Origin of the sequence: Candidatus Cryosericum hinesii (assembly GCF_003570985.1) — a bacterium.
GTDB classification, from domain to species: domain Bacteria; phylum Caldisericota; class Caldisericia; order Cryosericales; family Cryosericaceae; genus Cryosericum; species Cryosericum hinesii.
The window spans coordinates 47,816-67,789 of the sequence record NZ_QXIW01000029.1; the positions used below are offsets into that span (position 1 = coordinate 47,816).

A 19,974-nucleotide genomic window follows, 5' to 3' on the forward strand; every position below is an offset into this window, starting at 1 on the left:
GACAGACCATATTCAGATCGCCCACGCACCGACAGGGCATACTCTGACCGTCCCAGGACAGAGGAGCCGCGACTCGACGGCACGCCAGGAACGAGTCGGGGAACGGGGCGTCCAGGTGCGGACAATCGAAGGTTTCAGTCTTCTCCGCGCGGTGGTACTTCTGATCGCAGAGGCCCTCGTGGCACAGAGGAACCGCATCGCAAGTTTGTAAGCCGCTATGCTCCCGACATCAAGCCGGTGAGCCATGAGAAGGCGGCTACCGGTTCCTACAGCATCTGGGATGGCAAGGCGAAGACCGAACTGCCGCGTTTCGTCCGTCCGGACGGTACCGAGAGCACTGGCGGTCCTCGTCCGAACGAGCACCGTGGGGGGCCTCGTCCGGGTGCTTCTGGTCGTTCTTCAAGTGGAGACGGACGCCCCCAGGGTGACAGACGTGGTGGGAGTTTCGGTGCTTCGAGACCAAGCGGAAGTTCTGGTTCAGTGCACCGTCCCAGCGGAGGGCACGGTGATCCACGCGATCACAGGGGAAGCAAGAGCGGGCCCTACAACCACTAGCTTCGATCGAGATTGAGTTGACCAAGAGAGGCGCCATGCGGCGCCTCTCTTCTGTATGAGGGATCCGTGTCATTTCTTGTTCGTAGTACGAATGAGGGTATACTAATAGAAGTCTAAATCAGGTACGGGTTCGTGCCCGACCGTCTGGAGGACACCGTGGCAAGAACCGCATCAAGAAAAGAGATACTCGAGGGACCCATCATCCGGACCATGTTCAGGCTGGCATGGCCGTTGATGATTTCCAGCCTGCTGCACTACCTGTATAATATGGCCGATACCTTCTGGGTAGGCCACTTGCCCGTGTCGGAGAATGCCTCCGCTGTCGCCGGACTTCAGATAGCCGGCCCGGTCATCTTCTTCCTCATGGCATTTGCCTTCGGGTTTAACTCCGGAGGGCTGGCGCTCGTGTCCCAGTACATGGGCGCTCATCGGAAGGAGGAAGCGAATACGGCAGCTGCCAAGACGCTTTCGCTGTCGATTGCCTTCGGGCTGTTCATCATGGTTACGGGCGTCATCTTCTCGCCTGCCCTGCTGAGGCTCCTCACCTCAGACCCTGCTGTCGCCCGCGCCGGAACGGTCTACACGCGTATCATCTTCATCGGCATGCCCTTTGAGTTCGTCGCGGCGGCGTATGCCCAGGTCATGGCAGCGTATGGGGATACGATTACGCCCATGCTCGTAAACCTGGCGACCGTCATCGCCAATATTGTCCTGGACCCATTCATGATCTTCGGGTGGGGACCATTTGCGCGCATGACGGTTGCAGGGGCTGCGGTGGCCACCATTATCTGCCAGGCCATCGCCGCAGTCATCTCACTGGTCATCCTGTTCAGAGGGAGACATGGTCTCCGTGTCAGCTGGCGCGACCTTCTTCCGGACTGGTTCTGGTACAGGCGGATTCTCAAGATCGGTCTTCCTGCCTCCATTGGCGTCTCCGGGACGTCATTCGGGTTTCTGGTTCTGACGGGCATCATCGGCCGTGTGCCCAACGCTACAGTAGCACTCTCGGCATATGGCATCGGTGACCGCTTCATCAATATCAGTTTCGTTGCCATCGATGGTCTGTCGCTGGCCATCTCGACGATGGTCGGGCATGCTTTGGGCGGGGACCTGCGGAAACGAGCCAACAGTGTCGTTTGGACTGGCACTGCATTGATGTTTGGCATGCTTGTGGGGGAGGGGACCCTTCTGAGGGTTTTCACGCCATGGTTGTTCAGAGCCTTCATTCCGACACAGCCGGCGATCATCAGCGAAGGCGTTCTGTTCATGTCCCTGTTCCTCCCCTCCATTCCGTTCTTTGGCATCGTCAACGGAGTCCAGTCGGCGTTCCAGGGTTCAGGGCACAACACGCCGCCAATGATCATGCAGCTCGTACGTCTCTGGGGTCTTCGCGTCCCGCTGTCATGGTTCTTCGGGTTTGCCATGCACATGGGATCGCGCGGTATCTGGACCGGTATGCTGGTCAGCAACGTCCTTGCGGCTGTTCTGGCGCTGGTGTTTCTTGTAACGGTCGACTGGCACCACAAGGTCATTGAACACACGTCTGCACTGGCTGGGGCGATCGATGAGACTGGCACGTCAGAGCTGATTCCGACTCCGGCCGAGCCCGGGGTGTAGGGGGACGGACATGAGCCGGCGTCCGACGATGCCCACGCGCGAGGAGATCCTTCACGGTCCAGTCGTGGCGACAATGTTCCGATTGTCCTGGCCCGTCATGGTAAGCTCGCTGCTCAACATGGTGTATAACATGACCGACACATTCTGGGTCGGGCACCTTCCAAAGACCGAAAACGCGGTAGCAGTCGCCGGGCTTCAGATGTCAGGACCTGTTGTATGGTTCCTCGTCGCATTTGCGTTCGGATTCGGGTCCGCAGGTCTCGCTCTCGTTTCGCAGTTCATGGGAGCGCACAACGAGGTTCATGCGGAGAAGGCGGCTGGTCAGACCATGTCTCTGGCAATCCTGCTTGGATTCGTCGTGGCGTTCATCGGTGTGGTGCTGTCGCCGATTCTACTCCCCGTCCTGACTCCAGACCGGGCCATTTCGGCAGTGGCGATAAGCTATACGCGGATCATCTTCATCGGGATGCCCGCCATCTTCGTCTCGGCCCTGTACGCGCAGATCATGAATGCCTATGGAGATCCACTTACGCCGATGCTCATCAACACGATCACCGTCGGCCTGAATGTCATCCTGGACCCGCTGATGATCTTCGGGTGGGGCCCGTTTGCCCACATGGGTGTAGCCGGCGCCGCTCTTGCGACCGTCCTGTGTCAGGTCCTGTCCGCCGTTATCTCGCTCTCGATTCTCATGACCGGGAGGCGAAAGCTGAGAGTGACTTGGCGTGACCTGCGTCCCGAGATTGCCTGGGTAAAACGCATCCTCCGCATCGGAATTCCCGCCTCAGTCGGGGCATCCGGTACATCCTTTGGATTCATTGTCCTGACGGGCATCATCGGCCGCGTCCCCAACCCCACGGTGGCATTGTCGGCGTATGGGATTGGTGACAGGATGTTCAGCATCACCTCTCTCATCAACGACGGGGCTGGTATGGGTATAGCCACGATGGTGGGACGGGCGCTGGGTGCCGGCATGAAGGAACGGGCCACAGCCGTCGTGCGACAGGGGACGACTGCCATCGTCGGCCTGATGGCAGTTGCGAGCGTTCTTCTGCGTCTCATTACGCCCCTGGTGTTCCGGGCGTTCATTCCAAGCCAGCCGGAAATCATCGCCGAAGGCGTCCTCTTCATGTCGATCTTTCTCTGGGCCAACCCGTTCTTTGGGGTCATGATGGGTGTCCAGTCGGCGTTCCAGGGCTCAGGGCACAACGTTCCAAACATGGTTCTGGACCTGGTTCGGCTATGGGGCCTGCGCGTGCCGCTGGCATGGTTCTTTGCCATGACCCTTAAATTCGGATCACGTGGCGTCTGGATTGGTATGACTGTCAGCAACGTGGTGGCAGGTTTCCTCTCGCTCATTCTTGTGTTTACGATCGACTGGCGCCACAACATTATTGGGCACTTGCCTCTTCCTGAGGTTCTCCTGATGGGAGAGGAAGCCATATCGTCCATCTCCGGAGTTGAGGTCGACGACCGTCCATAGGTCGTCTGTGCCCGCGTTCGCCCTGCTGATCGTCGTGCCTCCACCCGTGCGCTTGACACCAGAAGCCATCATGCATAGCATACAGGCGCTGTGCTATTCTCTTGCCCCAGGAGGCGCCAATGTTCTACCTCAGTAACATTCTTGGCATGCGCGTTCTGGATCGAAAGCAAGCCGTAGTTGGCTCGATAGCTGATCTTGAAGTGGCGACTGGCGAGAAATTCCCGGTCGTCATGGCTGTTCTCGTCAAGACGCAGCGGGGCTTGACGCGCGTGGCGTGGCACAACGTGCGCGGCCTGGGCATCACAGAGTGTACTCTCAAACTCGCTGATGCCGAACTTCAGCCCAACTTCAAGCTGGAAGATACCTCCATGCTGCTGCTCAACCATGTGCTGGACAAACAGATTGTCGATATCCACGGAGCCAAGGTCGTTCGTGTGAACGATATCGAGCTGGCGGAAAGTCACGGGCAGCTACGTGTCATAGCGGCCGATGCCGGGTTCCGGAGCTTCATGCGCAGGGCTGGGTTCGCATGGCTCATCCATATCGTTGAACGGGGACGTCATCACAAGATTGGCGAGAACTCGATTCCATGGAGCTTTGTAGAGCCCCTCGGGCGTGATGTTCGTAGCGTGCAGGTGAGGGCGACGTGGAAAGAGCTCTCGAAACTGCACCCTTCGGATTTGGCGGACATCGTGGACGACCTGGATTTTAATGAGCGCGACGCTCTGTTCAAAGCGCTGAACGACGAGCAGGCAGCCGATACGCTGGCTGAACTGGAGGACGACAAAGTCAAGGTCACTATCCTGGAACGGCTCGGTGTGGCCCGCGCAGCCGACATTCTGGAGGAAATGGACCCAGATGACGCTGCGGATATCCTGCAGGACACGCGGGCTGAAACGCAGGAGGCGATGCTTCAGGAAATGGAGCCGGAAGAACGTGAGGACGTTCGTGAGCTGCTGGCCTATGACGAGGATACGGCCGGGGGCCTCATGACCAATGACTATCTCGAGATTAGACAGGAGATGTCGGCCGAGCAGGTCATCGAGCTTCTCCGTCGCGAGGCTCCAGACACAGAAACCATCTATTATCTGTACGTAACTGACGATGACGGGCATCTGGCGGGGATCTTGTCGCTGCGGGCGCTGATTGTCGCGCAGCCCGGTACAAACGTGGCTGACATCATGCAGAAACGCACCGTTTCGGTGTTTGTGGACGATCCGAAGGGGAAAGTGACCGAGATCATCGGCAAGTACAGCTACCTCGCGCTGCCGGTTGTTGATCACGAGGGCGTCCTGCAAGGGATTGTCACGGTCGATGACGTTCTCGACCAGGCCATGGACTAGCCTGGCGCCATGGCACGGATCTGGGAGCGCGTCAGGGGCAAGGTTCGGCGTTTCGCGCTGACATTGCCCATCATGCTCGCCATTCTTGGACCCGGGATCATTACGGGCAACGTTGACAACGATGCAGGGGGCATTACCACCTACAGCGTCATCGGTGCCAGGTTCGGGTACTCCATGTTGTGGATGCTCCTGCTGATTACATTCACGTTGGCCATGATCCAGGAGATGTCCGCCCGCATGGGCGTCGTCACTGGCAAGGGACTGGCAGACCTGATCCGTGAACGGTTCGGTATTCGCTTGACCATGGTCGTCATGCTGCTGCTGGTGTTTACCAACCTGACTAATACCATGGGAGAATTTGCTGGAGTAGCGGGAGCCAGCTCGATCCTGGGCCTGAACCGTTTCCTCGTCATTCCTGTGGTTGCATTTTTCGTCTGGCTTCTGGTCGTCAAGGGTTCATATCGCGCTGTGGAGAAGGTTCTACTCGTGTTCTGCATCCTGTTTTTGACCTATGTCATCAGTGCTTTCATGGCACATCCCAACTGGGGGGTCGTTGCCAGATCCACTGTCGTTCCGACGTTTCAGATGAACCCCGAGTTCATCTCGCTGTTCATCGCGACGATAGGAACCACGATTGCGCCCTGGATGCAATTCTATCAGCAGTCTTCGGTCGCGGAGAAGGCGATCGACCTGAAGCACTACCGCTATGAGGTCCTGGATACCTATATTGGCAGTTTCCTCACCAACTTCGTCTCCTTTTTCATCGTCGTCGCATGCGCGAGTACTCTGTTTGTTGCGGGCGTCCGGGTCAATACTGCGGCAGAAGCGGCAGGCGCACTGGCGCCACTCGCGGGAAAATACGCGTCGATTCTCTTTGCGGTCGGCTTGATCAACGCCTCGATCATGGCCGCTGGCGTCCTTCCTCTCTCGACGGCGTATTCCGTGGCCGAAGCATTTGGCTGGGAGTCGGGGGTCGGAAAGTCATTTCGCGAGGCCCCTCTCTTCTATGGTCTGTATACGGCTCTTATCGTTCTGGGTGCAGGAACGATCATGTTCGTACCGGAGAGCAAGCTCATCGGCATCATGCTGTTTTCGCAGGCGGCGAACGGTGTTCTGCTTCCTCTGATACTCGTCCTCATGCTGAAGCTGATCAATGACAAGTCATTGATGGGTGAATACGTCAACAGCCGAGGCAAGAACATCGCGGTATGGGCGCAGGCGATCGTCATGATCATCCTGGCGGCAACGCTGACGGTTCAGACCGTGCTCCAGATGGTGAGGAACTAGGTTCTTGATTCTACAACAACGAGAGTAGACTGTAGCTATCAGATAATTCGGTTAGCGAAAGGAAGAGACTGAGTGAACATTCGAAAGCGGCTGCCGGCTTTTGAGTCCAAAGACTACCGGCTCTGGTTTGCGGGCCAGAGCATATCTCTTGTCGGTACGTGGCTCCAGAACACCGGGCAGTCCTGGCTGGTTCTCAAACTGACAAACTCACCCCTCAAGCTTGGGGTTCTGACCAGCATCCAGTTTCTCCCGTCTCTGATTCTCTCGGTATTCATTGGACCGATCATCGATCGTTTTCCAAAGCGCTCGATCCTGTTGTTTACGCAGATCATGTATGCGCTGGCCGCCGCTGCTCTGGCTGTCGTGACGTTCGGGGGTCATGCGCAGTACTGGCACGTGCTGGTTATTGCCGCCGTCACAGGCATTATCAGTGCTATCGACTGGCCGACCAGACAAGCGTTTGTTGGCGAACAGGTGAACGACAGGTCTGCCGTCGTCAATGCTGTTGCGCTCAATAGCACCATGTTCAACATCGCCCGTGTTATCGGTCCTGGCATCGGCGGGGTCCTGATCGCTATCGTGGGCATTCCCTGGACATTTGCTCTGAACTCGGTCAGTTTCATAGCCGTCATCATCAGTCTTCTCCTGATGAAAGCTGGCCGTAAGCCGACCAAGAGCAAGATGGGGAGCTATGCCCAGGAAGTCCGCGAGGGCACGCAGTACATTGCCCGGAATCAAGTAATCATAAGCCTCTTGGTAATAGCAGGTGTGATCAGCCTGTTCCTGCTCAATTTCAACATTACCATTCCCAGTTTTGCCAAACTGACTCTTGGTCTACAGGCAGATGGCTACGGGGGACTGATGTCGGCAATGGGAGTAGGCGCACTCGCCGCCGGGGTACTCATGTCTCTCGGTGGAACACGCCTGGAACCGACTCCTGCCTACATTTATGGTTCGGGGTTCATCCTGGCGGTTGCGATGATCCTCGTCGGAATACAGCGGAATTTTTACTTGACCGGCTTGCTGCTGGTCTTCTGTGGATTCGGCATGGCGGCTTTGTCGACGATGTGTAACACGGCCCTCCAGATGCAGTCGCCCGACCGCATGCGTGGCCGCGTTATGGCTGCCTACAACCTCGTTTTCGTGGGTTCGACCCCCATCGGTGCGCTCTATGCGGGTAAGATCTGCGATGCCCTCGGTGCCAATAAGGGCTTCTTCGTCAGCGGGGTCATTGGCGTCGTGTTCCTGGGGGCGATGCTGGCCTTCGTTACCCCCCGCACCTTCCGGGGCCTGCGAACATTCGCCGTGGCTGACTCATCCGCTGGAGGTGGTTCTCAGACGGTCGGTTCCTCCGACGGGTTGGACGCCCGGGCGGCCGGAGTGGACAAAGACTGACGCACGCGTGTGGCCAGTTCCTGAAGCGTGTAGGGTTTCGGGATGAAGGCCACGAATCCCGTACTGGCGAAAGGAGTGTCAGTCGCATCATAGCCGGACATCAGGATTGCAGCCACCGACGGATTGATCTCACGAAGCTTCTCGAACAAGTCCTTGCCATTCATGTGCGGCATCATCATGTCGACCAGGACAAGGTCGATGGATAGCCATGAATCCTTGTAGATAGCGAGCGCGTTCACTGGATCTGCGGTATCGATGACGTGATATCCGAGACCCGAGAGGACTTTGACGGCAACACTGCGGACAACATCTTCGTCATCCACGATGAGCACCGATTCTCCTCGGGCAGACCGTGGCAGTGACCCGGAGACGGGCGTCTGGCGAGCCCTTCCCTGTGCTTCGGCCCGGGAAATGGCCGGAAGGTACAGCGTGAACGTCGTTCCCTGGTTTGGCACTGAAGCCACCGTGATGGTTCCCCCGTGGTCGTGCACGACACGCCAGACGATGGACAGTCCCAACCCGGTTCCTTCAGGCCGCGTCGTAAAGAACGGTTCGAACAGGTGGTCCCTGGCTTCAGGTGATAGACCGCAACCGGTGTCTGACACCCTTATTTGCAGGTAATTGCCGTTTGGTAGGACAGGAACATCGTGGCTGACGCAGAAGGATTCGTCGATGATGACGTTGCAGGCGTCGACCGTGAGTGTGCCGTCGTGGTGTCCCATGGCATCGCGGGCATTGATGACCAGGTTCAGGATGACCTCTTCCAGCTGTGTTCGGTCACCGGGAACGTATGCCAGATCTGGAGAGATGCTCTGTACCAGGACAGTGCGTTTGTCAAAGCCCGGCATGGCGATCGAGAGCGTATCCGCCAGGACCTCGCCCATATCGACGTCGGCGATGGTTGGTGTGCCGTTGCGCGAGAAGGACAGCAATCGGTGTGTCAGGTCAGCGGCACGCCTCGCAGCGCGTTCAATGGTGTCCAGCCCCCGGTAGAGATCAGTCCCTTGCATTGCGTCGACCCTGAGCAGCGACGCATGCCCCATGATCCCGCCCATGAGGTTGTTGAAATCGTGTGCGATCCCCCCTGCGAGTCTGCCGACGGCTTCCATCTTCTGTGACTGCAAGAGCTCTTTTTCCAGCTGCCGGGTTCGCTCCTCTGTGAGTCGCTGTTCTGTGACATCCCGGAAGATTCCCTGGACAATGGAAGCCCCGGCAGATGGTATGGACTGCAGGGAAGCCTCACAGATGACTTGACGGCCGTCGTGGGTGACGAAGGTCCAGTCAAACCGTTGTGCCTGTCCGGCAAGGGCCTGATCTTCGAACGTGCGCATGGCGTCAGCAGATGGACGGCCGTCGGGCTGCATGGCGGGACTGATATTGGGGATGATCTTTCCTGTCAACTGTTCGGTTGTCGTAGCAAGCACTCGCCCTGCGGCGGTGTTTGCCTGTGTAATGACGTGGTCGCTGATGATCAGAATGGGATCGGGAGCTTCGTCGAACAAAGCGTGGTACTGCTGGTACGCTGTGCGAACGGTCTGTTCGGCTTTGAGCTGATCCCGCAGGTCACGGGCAACGATGAGCACGCGCTTGCTGGGAGTCGGCAGGTTCGATGTCATGACTTCGACAGGGATGAGGGTCCTGTCGGATGCGACAAACTGCCACCGTGCTGACGTCAGACTTCGGTCCTCCAGAGACGTCAGGGTTTTCGACACATCCGCCTGTCCGATGAACATGATGGACCCCAGTGTGGCGCCAAGCAGGTCAGAGTCTTTTCGAGCAAGCAGAGTGCACAGAGCTCCGTTGACGGCCTCGATGCGCAGCTGTCCGTCAGCGTCGTCGACAAGCAGAGCCGGTTCCGGGACTGCAGCAAACAGTTGCTGATAGTAAGCGGCCCGGTCACGAGCGCCGCGCGCCGCGCGTTCACGCGAGGCAAGCAGGTAGATCGCGAACAAAACGACCGCGATGCCTCCCAGCACCAGCAACGTTGTTCTCAACCGATTGGTGTCAGTGTAGAAGGAAATCGTGGTTCCAAACCATTTCGTTTCCAGTTGTGCCAGCAGGCCGCTGCGCCGCACTTCCGCCAGTGTCGCATTGAACTGAGACAGTAATGGGAGCATATTCCGGGCTGCTGGGAATGCCACGGGGCGGCGGCCGGTAAGGAAAGGCGTAAACAGGTCTCCGTTCTGGATGACGAGGATTCCCTGATAACGGTCGTCGATGAGAAAGTGAGCATTGACGTGATCATGAACGGCGACGTCAGCCTGACCGTCTGCGAGCGCAGCGAGCACCTCTTCCGGTGATGCGTAACGCTGGACCTGCAGCTGCCCGTAGCGATCGTCCAGGCTAGTCACATAGTCGTCTGAAACCGTTCCTGTCTTGACGGCAACACGATGGCCTCCAAGATCGCGTGGGTTGTGGATTGCGCTGCCAACCGGCGTGACCAGGACAAGGCCGGAGTTCAGGTAGGAACTGGTGAAGGCGTAATGGGAAGCGCGGTCACTTGTCCAGAAGATCGACCCGATGCCCAGGTCCACAGTGCCGTTCTGGACACGCTGCAATTCGTCCGCAAAGGTTGTCGTTTCGTATCGGACGCTCCAGCCGTTGAGCGAGGCAATGAGATTCACAAGATCGACATCGAATCCGACGAGATGGTCGTCACGCTGAAACGCAAAGGGTTCGTAGATGTTCGCAGCGACCACCAGCTGGGGAGGTGATGAGACTGGAGTGGAGGCACGGACCCGGGATATTGGTATGAGAAGCAGGACTGCGATGATAGCAAACCCGACTGCGCTGCGCATGACCTGGTGTGCTGGAAATACTCCCCGGCACCCAGAACGACCAGTATTCACCGAGGTTACCGTCCCCGTTCTACCTACTGTCAGCATATATGCATGATATCCCGTAAACTTCTTCTGTAAAGCTGAAATCTGGCGTGTGCGGCTATCCTGCGGCGTGTTGAGCGACTCAATTTGAGGAGGGAAGTTCTGACAAGTGGGGATATGGAACAAGTAGAGAAGCTCGGCCGTCTAAAATATGCGTATATACTATATTTGTGTTGGAGGTGTTGTGAAATGGTACATAAGCTCAGGGTCTTGTCTCGAAAAGCGTTGTGTGGTGTCGTAACACTGATACTCTTGTGTGCACCGGTGCCGGCTGTATGCGCCCGGAGCACGATGGTCGTCCTTACGACGGGCAGTGCACGGGCAGTTGTAGATGGTCGCACGATAACCATGCTTGTCCCCCCGATGATCGACCAGGTGTCTCAGCAGACACTCGTCCCGATCGAGTTTGTCGCGAGGCAGTTCGGTTTTGGCGTGTCGCCAGTGCCCCAGAGCGCGGCTGTTACTCTTTCGAGCGCCGATCACATGATATGCGTGACTCCAGGCAGTCTCGAGGCTCTCGTGGACGGTCACGCCGTTGGACTCTCCGTTACGCCGCGAGGGTTGCTTGGCGAAGTGCTGGTCGCTGCTGCTGATGTGCAGCTACTGCTCTCTGTACAGTATTCGCGCGGTTTAGTCGACGGCCAGTCGGTGTTCACCTGGGTTACCCCGGATCCAGTAGTGGTGGGGCCTGTCGATGTTAACGCTGTCACTTTTGAGACTCGACGCGAACAGGTGTTCATGCAGACAGTGGACTTTAATATCATCCGTATCGACATGTCGGGCAAAGGAATCCACGTTCTGAGCTGCCAGTCCACAGGTGGTCTGGGAACCGCTCGCTTTCCATCCACGTACGTAAGCAGCCTGAAGCCGCTTGTGCTCATGAACGCGACACCCTTTAACATGACGAGCTACATCATGAGTGGGTCGGTGCAGGATCAGGGCACACCTGTCTATTACTCGGGAACGTATGTCTCGACGATTGGTATTGACGCGGACAACACCCCTTTCTATGTCGAAGGGACGGCTCACGTGGTTGTGCGGCTGACCACGGGCAAGGAGCTTTCCGTGGCTCGCATCAACCAGTCCCCGGCGGCACCATCATCACTATCGCTTTCTCTGTACTCTAACTACTACACCGGCGGCTTCTCCGTCGGCGCGACTGAAGCCCTGGTGGTGCTTCAGCAAGGCAAGGTCGTTCGACTCATTTGTGGCAAGTACTTCACGCCGCGGACGCTGGCCGCGGGACAGATAGCACTGTATGCACGGAACCCTGCCACCGCCGCGGCTCTGCGAATGTCGCCCGGAGCAGACTTGCGCTCCTACGTGGGTACGCGTGATTGCACTGGTTCTACGTTTGTGCAGTGTGGACCGGTCGTCGTGCTCGGAGGCAAGCCATACGTCGACTATCGGAAGTACAAGGACATCAGTCGCACCGCCAAGCTTGGTTCCCGTGCGTTCATTGGCATGGATGACCAGAAGCATCTGTATTTCATCGTGACGCCGGCGAAGGTGCGCCTGCAGTTCGGCGACGTCAGCCTCGCGCTGTCCCGGCTCGGACTCTTCACAAACGTGGTGACGCTTGACGGCGGAAGCTCAACGACCCTCTACTACAAGGGACAGTACATCATCAAGGGAACTCGAGCACTGACAAACGTGCTGTGCGTCCCATCGATGTAGCAACGGAGAGCCAGACCGTATTCCCTTGCTTTTGACCAGTTTGGGCGAGAATGGTATCGTATTGCAGACAGACTAGTCAACTTGCAATGGTTATCGACTGCGGAGGAACCCAATGAAAGTAGGTGTGATCGGACTGGGAACTATCGCTCAAAAGGCCTATCTCCCCATATTGGCCGCAAGAGGTGACTTGGATATTGTCTTGGCGACCCGCAATTCCCAAACGCTTGATCGAATTAGTCGGCAATATCGCATACCTCAGAAGGTGGGATCGGTAGAGGAATTGATTCACACGGGCATTCAAGCGGCATTTGTCCATGCGGCTACCGAAGCTCACTTTCAGATCGTGCAGCGCTTGCTGGACAGCGGTATCCACGTCTACGTTGACAAACCCCTTGCCTATTCTCTGAAGGAAGCTCGGGATCTTGTTGAGTTGGCTGCACGCCGCCAATGCCTTCTCATGGTAGGCTTTAACCGGCGCTTTGCTCCCTTTTACAGTCAGCTGCGCACCGTCCCCGACAAATCTCTGATCTTCATGCAGAAGAACCGTGTCGGCCCCCCTGAAACAGCGCGGACCTTCATTTTCGATGACTTCATTCATGTCGTGGATACCTTACGGTTCTTGTCTCCTGGCACGCCCCAGGACATCCGCGTATCAGGTCACAAGAAAGATGGTCTCCTGGAACAAGCTATTGTCGAGTGGTCCGGCCCGCGCTTTACTGCTATCGGAATCATGAACCGAAACAGCGGAAAAACCGAAGAGCGACTTGAAGTCATTGCCTCCGGGAACAAATGGCAAGTCGATGATCTCGTGGAAAGCGTCCACTCGTACAACGGAGAGGAAAAGAGAGTTCGCTCCGGCGATTGGGAGCCCATCCTCGTTCGCCGCGGATTCGCACAAATCATCGACTGTTTCCTCAGTGCCATAGTCCAAGGACTGCCGTTCTCCCTGACTGCGGAGGACTCCCTGCTGACCCACGTATTTTGCGAACAAATCGTCAGGGAGTTAGACGCCGTGTAAATACTCGCGCAGATTGAAGTGATCTCTATCTTCGTGGAGCGGTCAGGATTACGGTTGTCAATGTGATTATTTGGAACTTACGTACACATGCTTTCGTTGTCTGGGCCACGGAGGGAGCACAGGGCAACCTCTCCCAACATGCTGTTACTCTTACATTGATAACGCCATGACGCTGCTCCTTTCCCACATACTCACACAAGCATGTCAGCATCATGGCTACCTCCCCTTCATCGTACGGAATTGAGATGAAGCAGCTCGACTCCCTTGCTTTTGACCAATTTGGACTACGATAGTATCGTATTCCTGACAGATTGGTCAACTCGCAATGGTTGTTGACTGCGGAGGAACCAGAAATGGGTGAACACAAGAACAAGACCGGTGCGCCGGTGCGAAATGGTTGGCACAATTCGGAGCCCCGTACGCGACAGACCTGGTCGACGATGGACAATGCCGCGAAGCGTCTGTTCATGGCCGTGCTGGTCGTGATGGCAGGAGCCCTTCTGTCCATGGTACCCGAGGCAAGGATTCCAGGGTACGTTGTGAGCGCCATCGGTTTCGTGTCGTATGTCATCCTCCGTGTGATACCCGCGTGGCGGACTTGGCGTTCTTCGAGGCGTGTGCCGCGAGCGCAGTAAAGAATCTCAACTCAATCATGAATTGTACAGTGCCTTGTTGCGATGCTTGAGACTGGATGTGGAAGCGCCGTCATCACCCCTCGTGTGGGGTTGCAGATGGGTGGATTTCTTGGCAAGCGTATTGCCGAGGGCGTTCATGACGACCTTATGGCCAGGGCAGTGTATCTGGCAGACGGGCCCGAGAACCGCATGATGCTCATCGTCGTGGACACACTCGAGGTAGACCGACAGTTCGTGGACGAGGTACGGAGACGGGTGGAGCAGGAGACCGGTGTACCTGCCGTCTGTTGTCTGGTTGCGGCTATTCATACGCATTCCGGACCTTCGGGACTCGGACGGGTCGCCTTGCCGGGAGCGGCGAAAGACACCCAGGTGTTTGGGGCTTTTAACGAGAGGCTGTTCGAGCGGACGGTCGCAGGATGTGCCACCGCTGCCAGAAAAGCTTGCAGGTGGGCTCGCGAAGGCACTATCAATAGCGGCATAACGAACATGCAACAGCCGATCTGTGGCAATCGACGCGTTCGCACCACAGAGCCGGTGCAGATGCGCGTGCTGGAAGTGGAAACAACTACACGATGCGCAGTGGTCTACAACCTTGACTGCCACCCCACTGTTCTTCATGAGGAGAACCGCTTGTACAGCGCGGACTTCCCGGGGTTCGCCGCCAGCATCATGCCTCTCTTTGAGCCCTTTGTCACAATGCCCGTGTTCCTCAATGGGGCTGCCGGCGACATGAGTACGCGCTTCTATCGGCAGAGTTCCGACTTTGCCGAGGTGGAGCGTATTGGTACCATCGTAGCCGAGAGTGTTGCTGCAAGTCTGGATGTGCTGGAGCCGATGAAGGGGCCGTTTACGGTGCGGGCTGTCGAAGTTCCCCTGAGGCTCAAAGCCAGGAAGTTCCCCTCGGCGCAGAACCTTGAGCGCAGCATTGCTGACGCCCGAAAGAAGTTGGAAGTAGCTCGGTTGAAGCAGGTGCGGAATCTGAGACCCCTGGAATCGGCTATCGAGGGACTGACGTTTGCGGCCAAGATAGCCGACAGTGCAGGTAGCGTGGAATACATCGACTCACGTCTGTCGCTGGTTCGATTTGGTGACATACTCGTGGCCGGGATTCCCGGAGAGCTGTTTTCCAGCTTGGGGAATGACATTCGAGCTGCATTTCCAGACCATGTTGTACTGGTCGCAGGGTACTGTGGAGACTATATGGGATATATCCCCGATGCAGCAGCATATGACGAGGGTGGCTATGAGGCGTTCACGACATTCATCGCCAAAGGCGAGGGTGAACGATTGCGGGATACTGCCATCAACGGGCTGCGCGCACTCTTGGTGTGACAAGGAGGGACCAGTGGAACAGCGGCTGATGATCCAGGAAGTGCGTGAGACGGTCTCAGTTCTCGAGCGCCTTGGGCACGAGGAAGGGCCGTCGATTGAGGGAATCGGGCAGCGGTTTGCCGCCATTGATCCTGACGTTGTCATTGAATCAGGACGTGGAACGTCGGATCATGCCTGCATGTACGGCCAGTATCTTATCGAATCGCTCCTGCGAATTCCCGTGGCTCTGGCGCTTGGGTCACTGTACACGAACTACGGTCTGCCTCCACGCATGCGGCGCGGTGCAGTCATCGCCATTTCGCAGTCGGGCGAGACGGAAGATGTTTGCAGGGTTGCGGAGCAAGCCGTCAAAGACGGCACCTTCACAGTCGGCGTCATGAATGTCCAGGGCAGCACTCTTGATCGGACAGTAGCTCCTAATTCGCTGTTTCTGCGGGCGGGACCCGAAAAGAGTGTTGCTGCTACGAAGACCTTTACTGCATCACTGGCAGCACTCCTGCTTCTGGTCCATGCCATCCGGGGCGACACCTTTGACATCGGTACCGTCCTCGAGTGTCTGGGAGGCATCGTTGAGCGAGAAGAAGAAGTGCGTCAGCAGGCACTGCGCTACACGTTCACCGATGACTTTGTCGTGCTGGGCACAGGTTATTGCTACGCGAATGCCCTGGAGGGCGCCCTGAAGCTGAAGGAGACGTGCTATATCAATGCGCAGGGTCTCTCCTCGGTTGACCTTATCCATGGGCCGCTGGCTGTCCTCAATCCAGACCTGCCTGTCATCATGTTTGCTCCGAACGATGCATGTCTGGACCTCAACATAGCAGTTCTGGAGCGTATCAAGTCGACGCGTGCTCATGTGCTGGTGGTCTCCGACAGTGACAGAGCCTTGCAGTACGGTGACATTGCGTTTCGTATCCCCCATGCGGACCCGACTGTTTATCCATTGGAGAACGCTCTATTCACACAACTGTTTGCCTACAGCCTCTCGATTGCACGTAAGCTGAACCCCGACAAACCCCGTTTTCTCCACAAGATCAGTCTCGTCCAGGACGACGAACGTCGTGCAGGCAATCCAGATGCGGACACCCTGCATCCCTGAACCCCAACACAGAAATCGATATCTCTATTGCAAATCCCGTGGACTACACCACAATAGGTTGCGTTATTGCTTTCATGATTCTGGCCATAAGGGGTTGCAATCGATTGCAGCTGTCTGTTGTTGCGTGAAAGCCACCTGAGTGGGAGGTGATCGTGGAGCACAGTAGCGCGCAAGCGCTTCCCGGGCTTCGATGAATGAGATGTGAAAAGCTGGCGAACATTCTCTTGGAGGTAGGAAGGTATCTTAGTGAGGAGGTTTGGTCTATGACTGCGAGCTACGGTTTTGGAATTTCACTGATTCTGGCGATCTGGTCGTACGTGGCGATGATTGCCAACCTGGGTCCAAGTTGGTTACTCAATGACCCGATTGTTAGCGGGTTCTTTGTTGGAGCTGTTGTCGGAAACATACCTCTGGGTCTGGCCATTGGTGGTACCTTGGAACTGATGTCGCTCGGCCTATGGACATATGGCGGTGCGACGACCCCCGACTACACGACGGGCGCTATCGTTGGAACAGCATTCGCTGCACTGTCCAAGTTAGCCCCGACAGAGGCAATGGCAGCCGGCATGCTTGTCGCAGTCCCTGTTTCACTATTTATGACTCAACTCGACATCGTCGGTCGTTCGCTGACGACCGTCTTTATCCATGGAGCGGATCGTGCCGTGGAGAAACAGGACGATGCTGCTTTCTCACGTTGGCACCTGTGGGGTCAGCTTCCATGGGGTCTCTCTCGTGCTATTCCTGTCTTCTTTGCTGTGTGGCTCGGCTCAGGGCCCATTCAATCCCTTATCAACAACATCCCGACGTGGCTGACCCGCGGCCTGGGTACCATGGGCCATATCCTGCCGGCTCTCGGTTTTGGCATCCTGTTGACCTTCCTGCCCATCGAGAAGTGGTGGTCATTCTTCGTTCTGGGCTTTGTCATGTTCGCGTACCTGAATGTTCCACTTCTTGGTATCGCGCTCGCTGCCTTGGCGGTGGTCATCATCTACTTCTCGCTCAAGCCGGTCGAGGCTGGTGAACAGCAGGCTGAAGAAGCTGCTGCTGTGAAAGTCGACGGAATTAAGAGTCCTGTCACCCGCGGTGATCTCGTCAACGCCATGTGGCGGCACAATCTGACTCTGCAGCTTTCCTGGAACTATGAGCGCATGCAGGCTCTTGGCTATGCTTGGTCCATTGCGCCCATCCTCAAGAAGGTGTATCCGAAGAAGGACGAATACTTTACAGCTCTCAAGCGTCATATGGTATTCTATAACACCAACCCTGCTATCGGTTCGCCGACAATTTTCGGTGCCGACTGTGCTCTTGAGGAAAAGAGGCAACCCGAGGTGGGCGACAGCCTGAAGGTTTCCCTGATGGGTCCCTTTGCAGGTATCGGCGACACCGTCATGGCTATTCTGATGAAGCCTATCTTCGCCGTGTTTGCGGCGTCGCTAGCCCTCCAGGGCCATGCCAGCGGTGCCTGGCTCATGCTGTTCCTTGGCTTCTTCTGGTTCTTCCTCACGTTCCCTGGCTTCTGGCTTGGCTACAGGCAGGGCCTCGGTCTTGTACGGCAAGTCAGCAGCGGCGCTATCACCCGAATCACCGACATGGCCAGCACAGCGGCTCTGTTCATCATGGGTGGATTTATCCCGAGCATTCTGGCGGGAGTGAAGACTCCTCTCGAGATCACCAAGCATGTCATGATTGAGGGCAAAGATGTCGTCCAATCCATCAAGATCCAGGATTCCTTCGACAAGATTCTTCCGTATATGTTGCCATTGGCTCTTGTGTTCTGTGTCTACTGGCTGCTGAAGAAGAAGCATTGGACCAACCTTCAGGTTCTGCTTCTTCTGGTTGTTGCCGGTATCATTCTGGGAGCTTTCAAGATTCTGTAATCGTAGTTTCATACCGAAACGTCATCCCGGGCTGCGTAGGCAACCCGGGATTGGAAAGGAATCCATCATGATTGGAATCGTCGTTGTTACTCACGGAGAGCTTGCTGATGGCATTGCAAGTGCTGTCACACTTATTGCAGGACCCCAGGAACAGTTCGAGACTGTAGCGCTTCGTGAAGGAGACAGTATCGATGGACTCAAGGAACGCATTCAGACGGGTATTGACAAAACGGACACGGGTTCGGGCTCGCTGTTGTTCGTGGATATGCTGGGAGCGTCTCCTTCCAATGCCGCGGCGTACCTCGTCACCGACCGTGTAGAGATCATTACAGGCGTGAACCTGCCAATGATCCTTGAGATTCTGGCTGTCCGGGGTGACATGGTACTGGCCGACGTTGCAGAAATGGCCATGAATGCAGGCAAGGAGTCTATTCAGAGTTTGAGTGCAATAATGCGTCAAGCATTGAACAATAGTCCGGGGCACAACGATACCGGTGTAGCACCATCTTCAACTCGATAGGAGCGAATCATGGCATTCTTTCTACACATTGACAATCGCCTTATTCATGGACAGGTTACCGTAACTTGGTGCAGCTACTATGGCGCCAAGCGTATTATTGTTGCCGACGACAAGGTCGCAGCCGATCCGATTCAGCGCATTGTGCTGCCACAGGCAGCGCGTGGACTCCCAACTTCGGTCGTCACCATTGCTGACGGTTTGAAATTGCTTTCTTCCATGGATCCTGCCCACGAGAGTGTCCTCATTATTGCGCGCAATGCGCAGGGTGCACTGGCACTTATGCAGGGTGGATTCAAGCCGAAGAGCATCAATGTCGGTAATCAGGCTCCTGTCCAGGGAACCAAATATGTGATGGTTCTTCCATGGATAGCTGTGACGACAGAGGATGCAGAGGCATTCAAGGCTATTGGGGACATGGGCTACAAGATTACTCCCCAGCGCAGCGGCAATGACCGTGCGCTGGATCTGGTCGAACTTCTCCGAAAGAAGGGTTTGCTGTAGACGGATCGTTGTCGGCAGAAAAAATGGATACGAGTTGGGAGGTCGGAATGGCACTGGAATTCTTTGACAAGATCGAGGAGCTGATTCCTGTCCTGAAGCAGGAAGAGGGCAACATGCGCAAGGCAGGTCACATTGTTGCGCAGAGTATCATGAGCGGTGGAATCCTGCAGGCTTTTGGCAGCGGGCATTCTGCATCTGTTGCCATCGAGATTTGCGGGCGGGCGGGCGGCCTTATTCCATCCAAACAGGTCAAGGAACTATCGGGCGGCCATTATGAACGCATCGAAGGCGTGGGAACGACATTCGCCGAGATGTGGGATATCCAGAAGAACGATTGTCTGTTCATCATCAGCAACTCGGGTCGGAATCCTCTGATTATCGAGATGGCAATGGTTGCACGGTCGATCGGCGTACCGGTCATTGCCGTCACCGCTCTCGAAGTCGGCAAACACAGTACGTCGCGCCATTCGAGCGGCAAGATGCTGTGGCAACTTGCAGATGTCATCCTGGACAATCACAGTGTCGAAGGAGATGCTACTATCGAACTTCCGGGTCTTCCCACCAAGATCGCCGGAACGTCGAGCATCAGTTCGGACATCCTGGTCGATCAGACTATGGTCTTCGCTATCCGCGAGATGCTGGAGGCTGGTTATGTTCCACCGGTGTTCATGAGCGCCAATGTGGACGGGGGCCCTGAATTCAACAAGCAGTACACAGCCAAGTACGCAGACCGTCTGTACCGTGTCTGAGAAT

16 protein-coding genes are annotated in these 19,974 nt (G+C 56.4%); 15 read left to right on the forward strand and 1 reads right to left on the reverse strand.

Annotation, left to right across the window (positions count from 1 at the left end; genetic code table 11):
* The 6 genes from SMC3_RS09620 to SMC3_RS06315 form a co-directional block, all read left to right on the forward strand.
* On the forward strand, positions 1-211 hold a 211-nt coding region (locus SMC3_RS09620), incomplete at its 5' end, for a hypothetical protein (protein WP_207799701.1).
* A gap of 500 nt (positions 212-711) precedes the next feature.
* Positions 712-2,172, forward strand: coding sequence for an MATE family efflux transporter (locus SMC3_RS06295; protein ID WP_119087905.1), 1,461 nt, complete (start codon positions 712-714; stop codon positions 2,170-2,172).
* A 10-nt stretch (positions 2,173-2,182) separates the two neighbouring features.
* Entirely contained in the window at positions 2,183-3,655 is a 1,473-nt protein-coding gene (locus SMC3_RS06300) for an MATE family efflux transporter (protein ID WP_119087906.1), read from the forward strand.
* 119 nt (positions 3,656-3,774) lie between these two features.
* Complete coding sequence (locus SMC3_RS06305; RefSeq protein WP_119087907.1) at positions 3,775-4,998, forward strand: magnesium transporter; 1,224 nt, start codon at positions 3,775-3,777, stop codon at positions 4,996-4,998.
* Between the two features lie 9 nt (positions 4,999-5,007).
* On the forward strand, positions 5,008-6,285 hold the full coding sequence (locus SMC3_RS06310; protein ID WP_119087908.1) for an Nramp family divalent metal transporter: 1,278 nt from the start codon (positions 5,008-5,010) through the stop codon (positions 6,283-6,285).
* 72 nt (positions 6,286-6,357) lie between these two features.
* A complete protein-coding gene (locus SMC3_RS06315) occupies positions 6,358-7,680 on the forward strand; it encodes an MFS transporter (RefSeq protein WP_119087909.1) in 1,323 nt (440 codons plus the stop codon).
* Here SMC3_RS06315 and SMC3_RS06320 read toward each other — a convergent pair.
* Positions 7,620-10,478 (reverse strand): ATP-binding protein, encoded by a 2,859-nt coding sequence (locus tag SMC3_RS06320; RefSeq protein ID WP_207799702.1) that lies wholly within the window; start codon positions 10,476-10,478, stop codon positions 7,620-7,622. The two genes, SMC3_RS06315 and SMC3_RS06320, sit on opposite strands and share 61 nt — an antisense overlap.
* Positions 10,479-10,751: 273 nt before the next feature.
* Between SMC3_RS06320 and SMC3_RS06325 the strand changes: the two genes are divergently transcribed.
* From SMC3_RS06325 to SMC3_RS06365, 9 genes are all read left to right on the forward strand, one after another.
* On the forward strand, positions 10,752-12,239 hold the full coding sequence (locus tag SMC3_RS06325) for a stalk domain-containing protein (RefSeq protein ID WP_165846628.1): 1,488 nt from the start codon (positions 10,752-10,754) through the stop codon (positions 12,237-12,239).
* Positions 12,240-12,351: 112 nt separating this feature from the next.
* On the forward strand, positions 12,352-13,257 hold the full coding sequence (locus tag SMC3_RS06330; protein ID WP_119087913.1) for a Gfo/Idh/MocA family protein: 906 nt from the start codon (positions 12,352-12,354) through the stop codon (positions 13,255-13,257).
* 353 nt (positions 13,258-13,610) lie between these two features.
* A complete protein-coding gene (locus SMC3_RS06335) occupies positions 13,611-13,892 on the forward strand; it encodes a hypothetical protein (RefSeq protein WP_119087914.1) in 282 nt (93 codons plus the stop codon).
* Between the two features lie 42 nt (positions 13,893-13,934).
* On the forward strand, positions 13,935-15,227 hold the full coding sequence (locus tag SMC3_RS06340; protein ID WP_119087915.1) for a neutral/alkaline non-lysosomal ceramidase N-terminal domain-containing protein: 1,293 nt from the start codon (positions 13,935-13,937) through the stop codon (positions 15,225-15,227).
* 13 nt (positions 15,228-15,240) lie between these two features.
* The gene (locus SMC3_RS06345) at positions 15,241-16,323 is read left to right on the forward strand and encodes an SIS domain-containing protein (RefSeq protein WP_165846629.1); all 1,083 of its coding nucleotides are present in this window, start codon (positions 15,241-15,243) and stop codon (positions 16,321-16,323) included.
* A gap of 263 nt (positions 16,324-16,586) precedes the next feature.
* Entirely contained in the window at positions 16,587-18,200 is a 1,614-nt protein-coding gene (locus SMC3_RS06350; protein ID WP_119089941.1) for a PTS system mannose/fructose/sorbose family transporter subunit IID, read from the forward strand.
* Positions 18,201-18,267: 67 nt separating this feature from the next.
* Entirely contained in the window at positions 18,268-18,720 is a 453-nt protein-coding gene (locus tag SMC3_RS06355) for a PTS sugar transporter subunit IIA (RefSeq protein ID WP_119087917.1), read from the forward strand.
* Positions 18,721-18,729: 9 nt separating this feature from the next.
* Positions 18,730-19,221, forward strand: coding sequence for a PTS system mannose/fructose/N-acetylgalactosamine-transporter subunit IIB (locus SMC3_RS06360; RefSeq protein WP_119087918.1), 492 nt, complete (start codon positions 18,730-18,732; stop codon positions 19,219-19,221).
* A 47-nt stretch (positions 19,222-19,268) separates the two neighbouring features.
* The gene (locus SMC3_RS06365) at positions 19,269-19,970 is read left to right on the forward strand and encodes an SIS domain-containing protein (RefSeq protein WP_119087919.1); all 702 of its coding nucleotides are present in this window, start codon (positions 19,269-19,271) and stop codon (positions 19,968-19,970) included.
* The last annotated feature ends 4 nt before the right edge of the window (positions 19,971-19,974 follow it).

Excerpts from the sequence above, each read along its gene's own strand:
- SMC3_RS06335 (WP_119087914.1), top strand. The coding sequence starts at position 13,611 with ATGGGTGAACACAAGAACAAGACCGGTGCGCCGGTGCGAAATGGTTGG.
- SMC3_RS06355 (WP_119087917.1), top strand. The coding sequence starts at position 18,268 with ATGATTGGAATCGTCGTTGTTACTCACGGAGAGCTTGCTGATGGCATT.
- SMC3_RS06300 (WP_119087906.1), top strand. The coding sequence starts at position 2,183 with ATGAGCCGGCGTCCGACGATGCCCACGCGCGAGGAGATCCTTCACGGT.
- SMC3_RS06360 (WP_119087918.1), top strand. The coding sequence starts at position 18,730 with ATGGCATTCTTTCTACACATTGACAATCGCCTTATTCATGGACAGGTT.
- SMC3_RS06320 (WP_207799702.1), bottom strand. The coding sequence starts at position 10,478 with ATGCGCAGCGCAGTCGGGTTTGCTATCATCGCAGTCCTGCTTCTCATA.
- SMC3_RS06330 (WP_119087913.1), top strand. The coding sequence starts at position 12,352 with ATGAAAGTAGGTGTGATCGGACTGGGAACTATCGCTCAAAAGGCCTAT.
- SMC3_RS06310 (WP_119087908.1), top strand. The coding sequence starts at position 5,008 with ATGGCACGGATCTGGGAGCGCGTCAGGGGCAAGGTTCGGCGTTTCGCG.
- SMC3_RS06365 (WP_119087919.1), top strand. The coding sequence starts at position 19,269 with ATGGCACTGGAATTCTTTGACAAGATCGAGGAGCTGATTCCTGTCCTG.
- SMC3_RS06325 (WP_165846628.1), top strand. The coding sequence starts at position 10,752 with ATGGTACATAAGCTCAGGGTCTTGTCTCGAAAAGCGTTGTGTGGTGTC.
- SMC3_RS06305 (WP_119087907.1), top strand. The coding sequence starts at position 3,775 with ATGTTCTACCTCAGTAACATTCTTGGCATGCGCGTTCTGGATCGAAAG.
- SMC3_RS06350 (WP_119089941.1), top strand. The coding sequence starts at position 16,587 with ATGACTGCGAGCTACGGTTTTGGAATTTCACTGATTCTGGCGATCTGG.
- SMC3_RS06340 (WP_119087915.1), top strand. The coding sequence starts at position 13,935 with ATGCTTGAGACTGGATGTGGAAGCGCCGTCATCACCCCTCGTGTGGGG.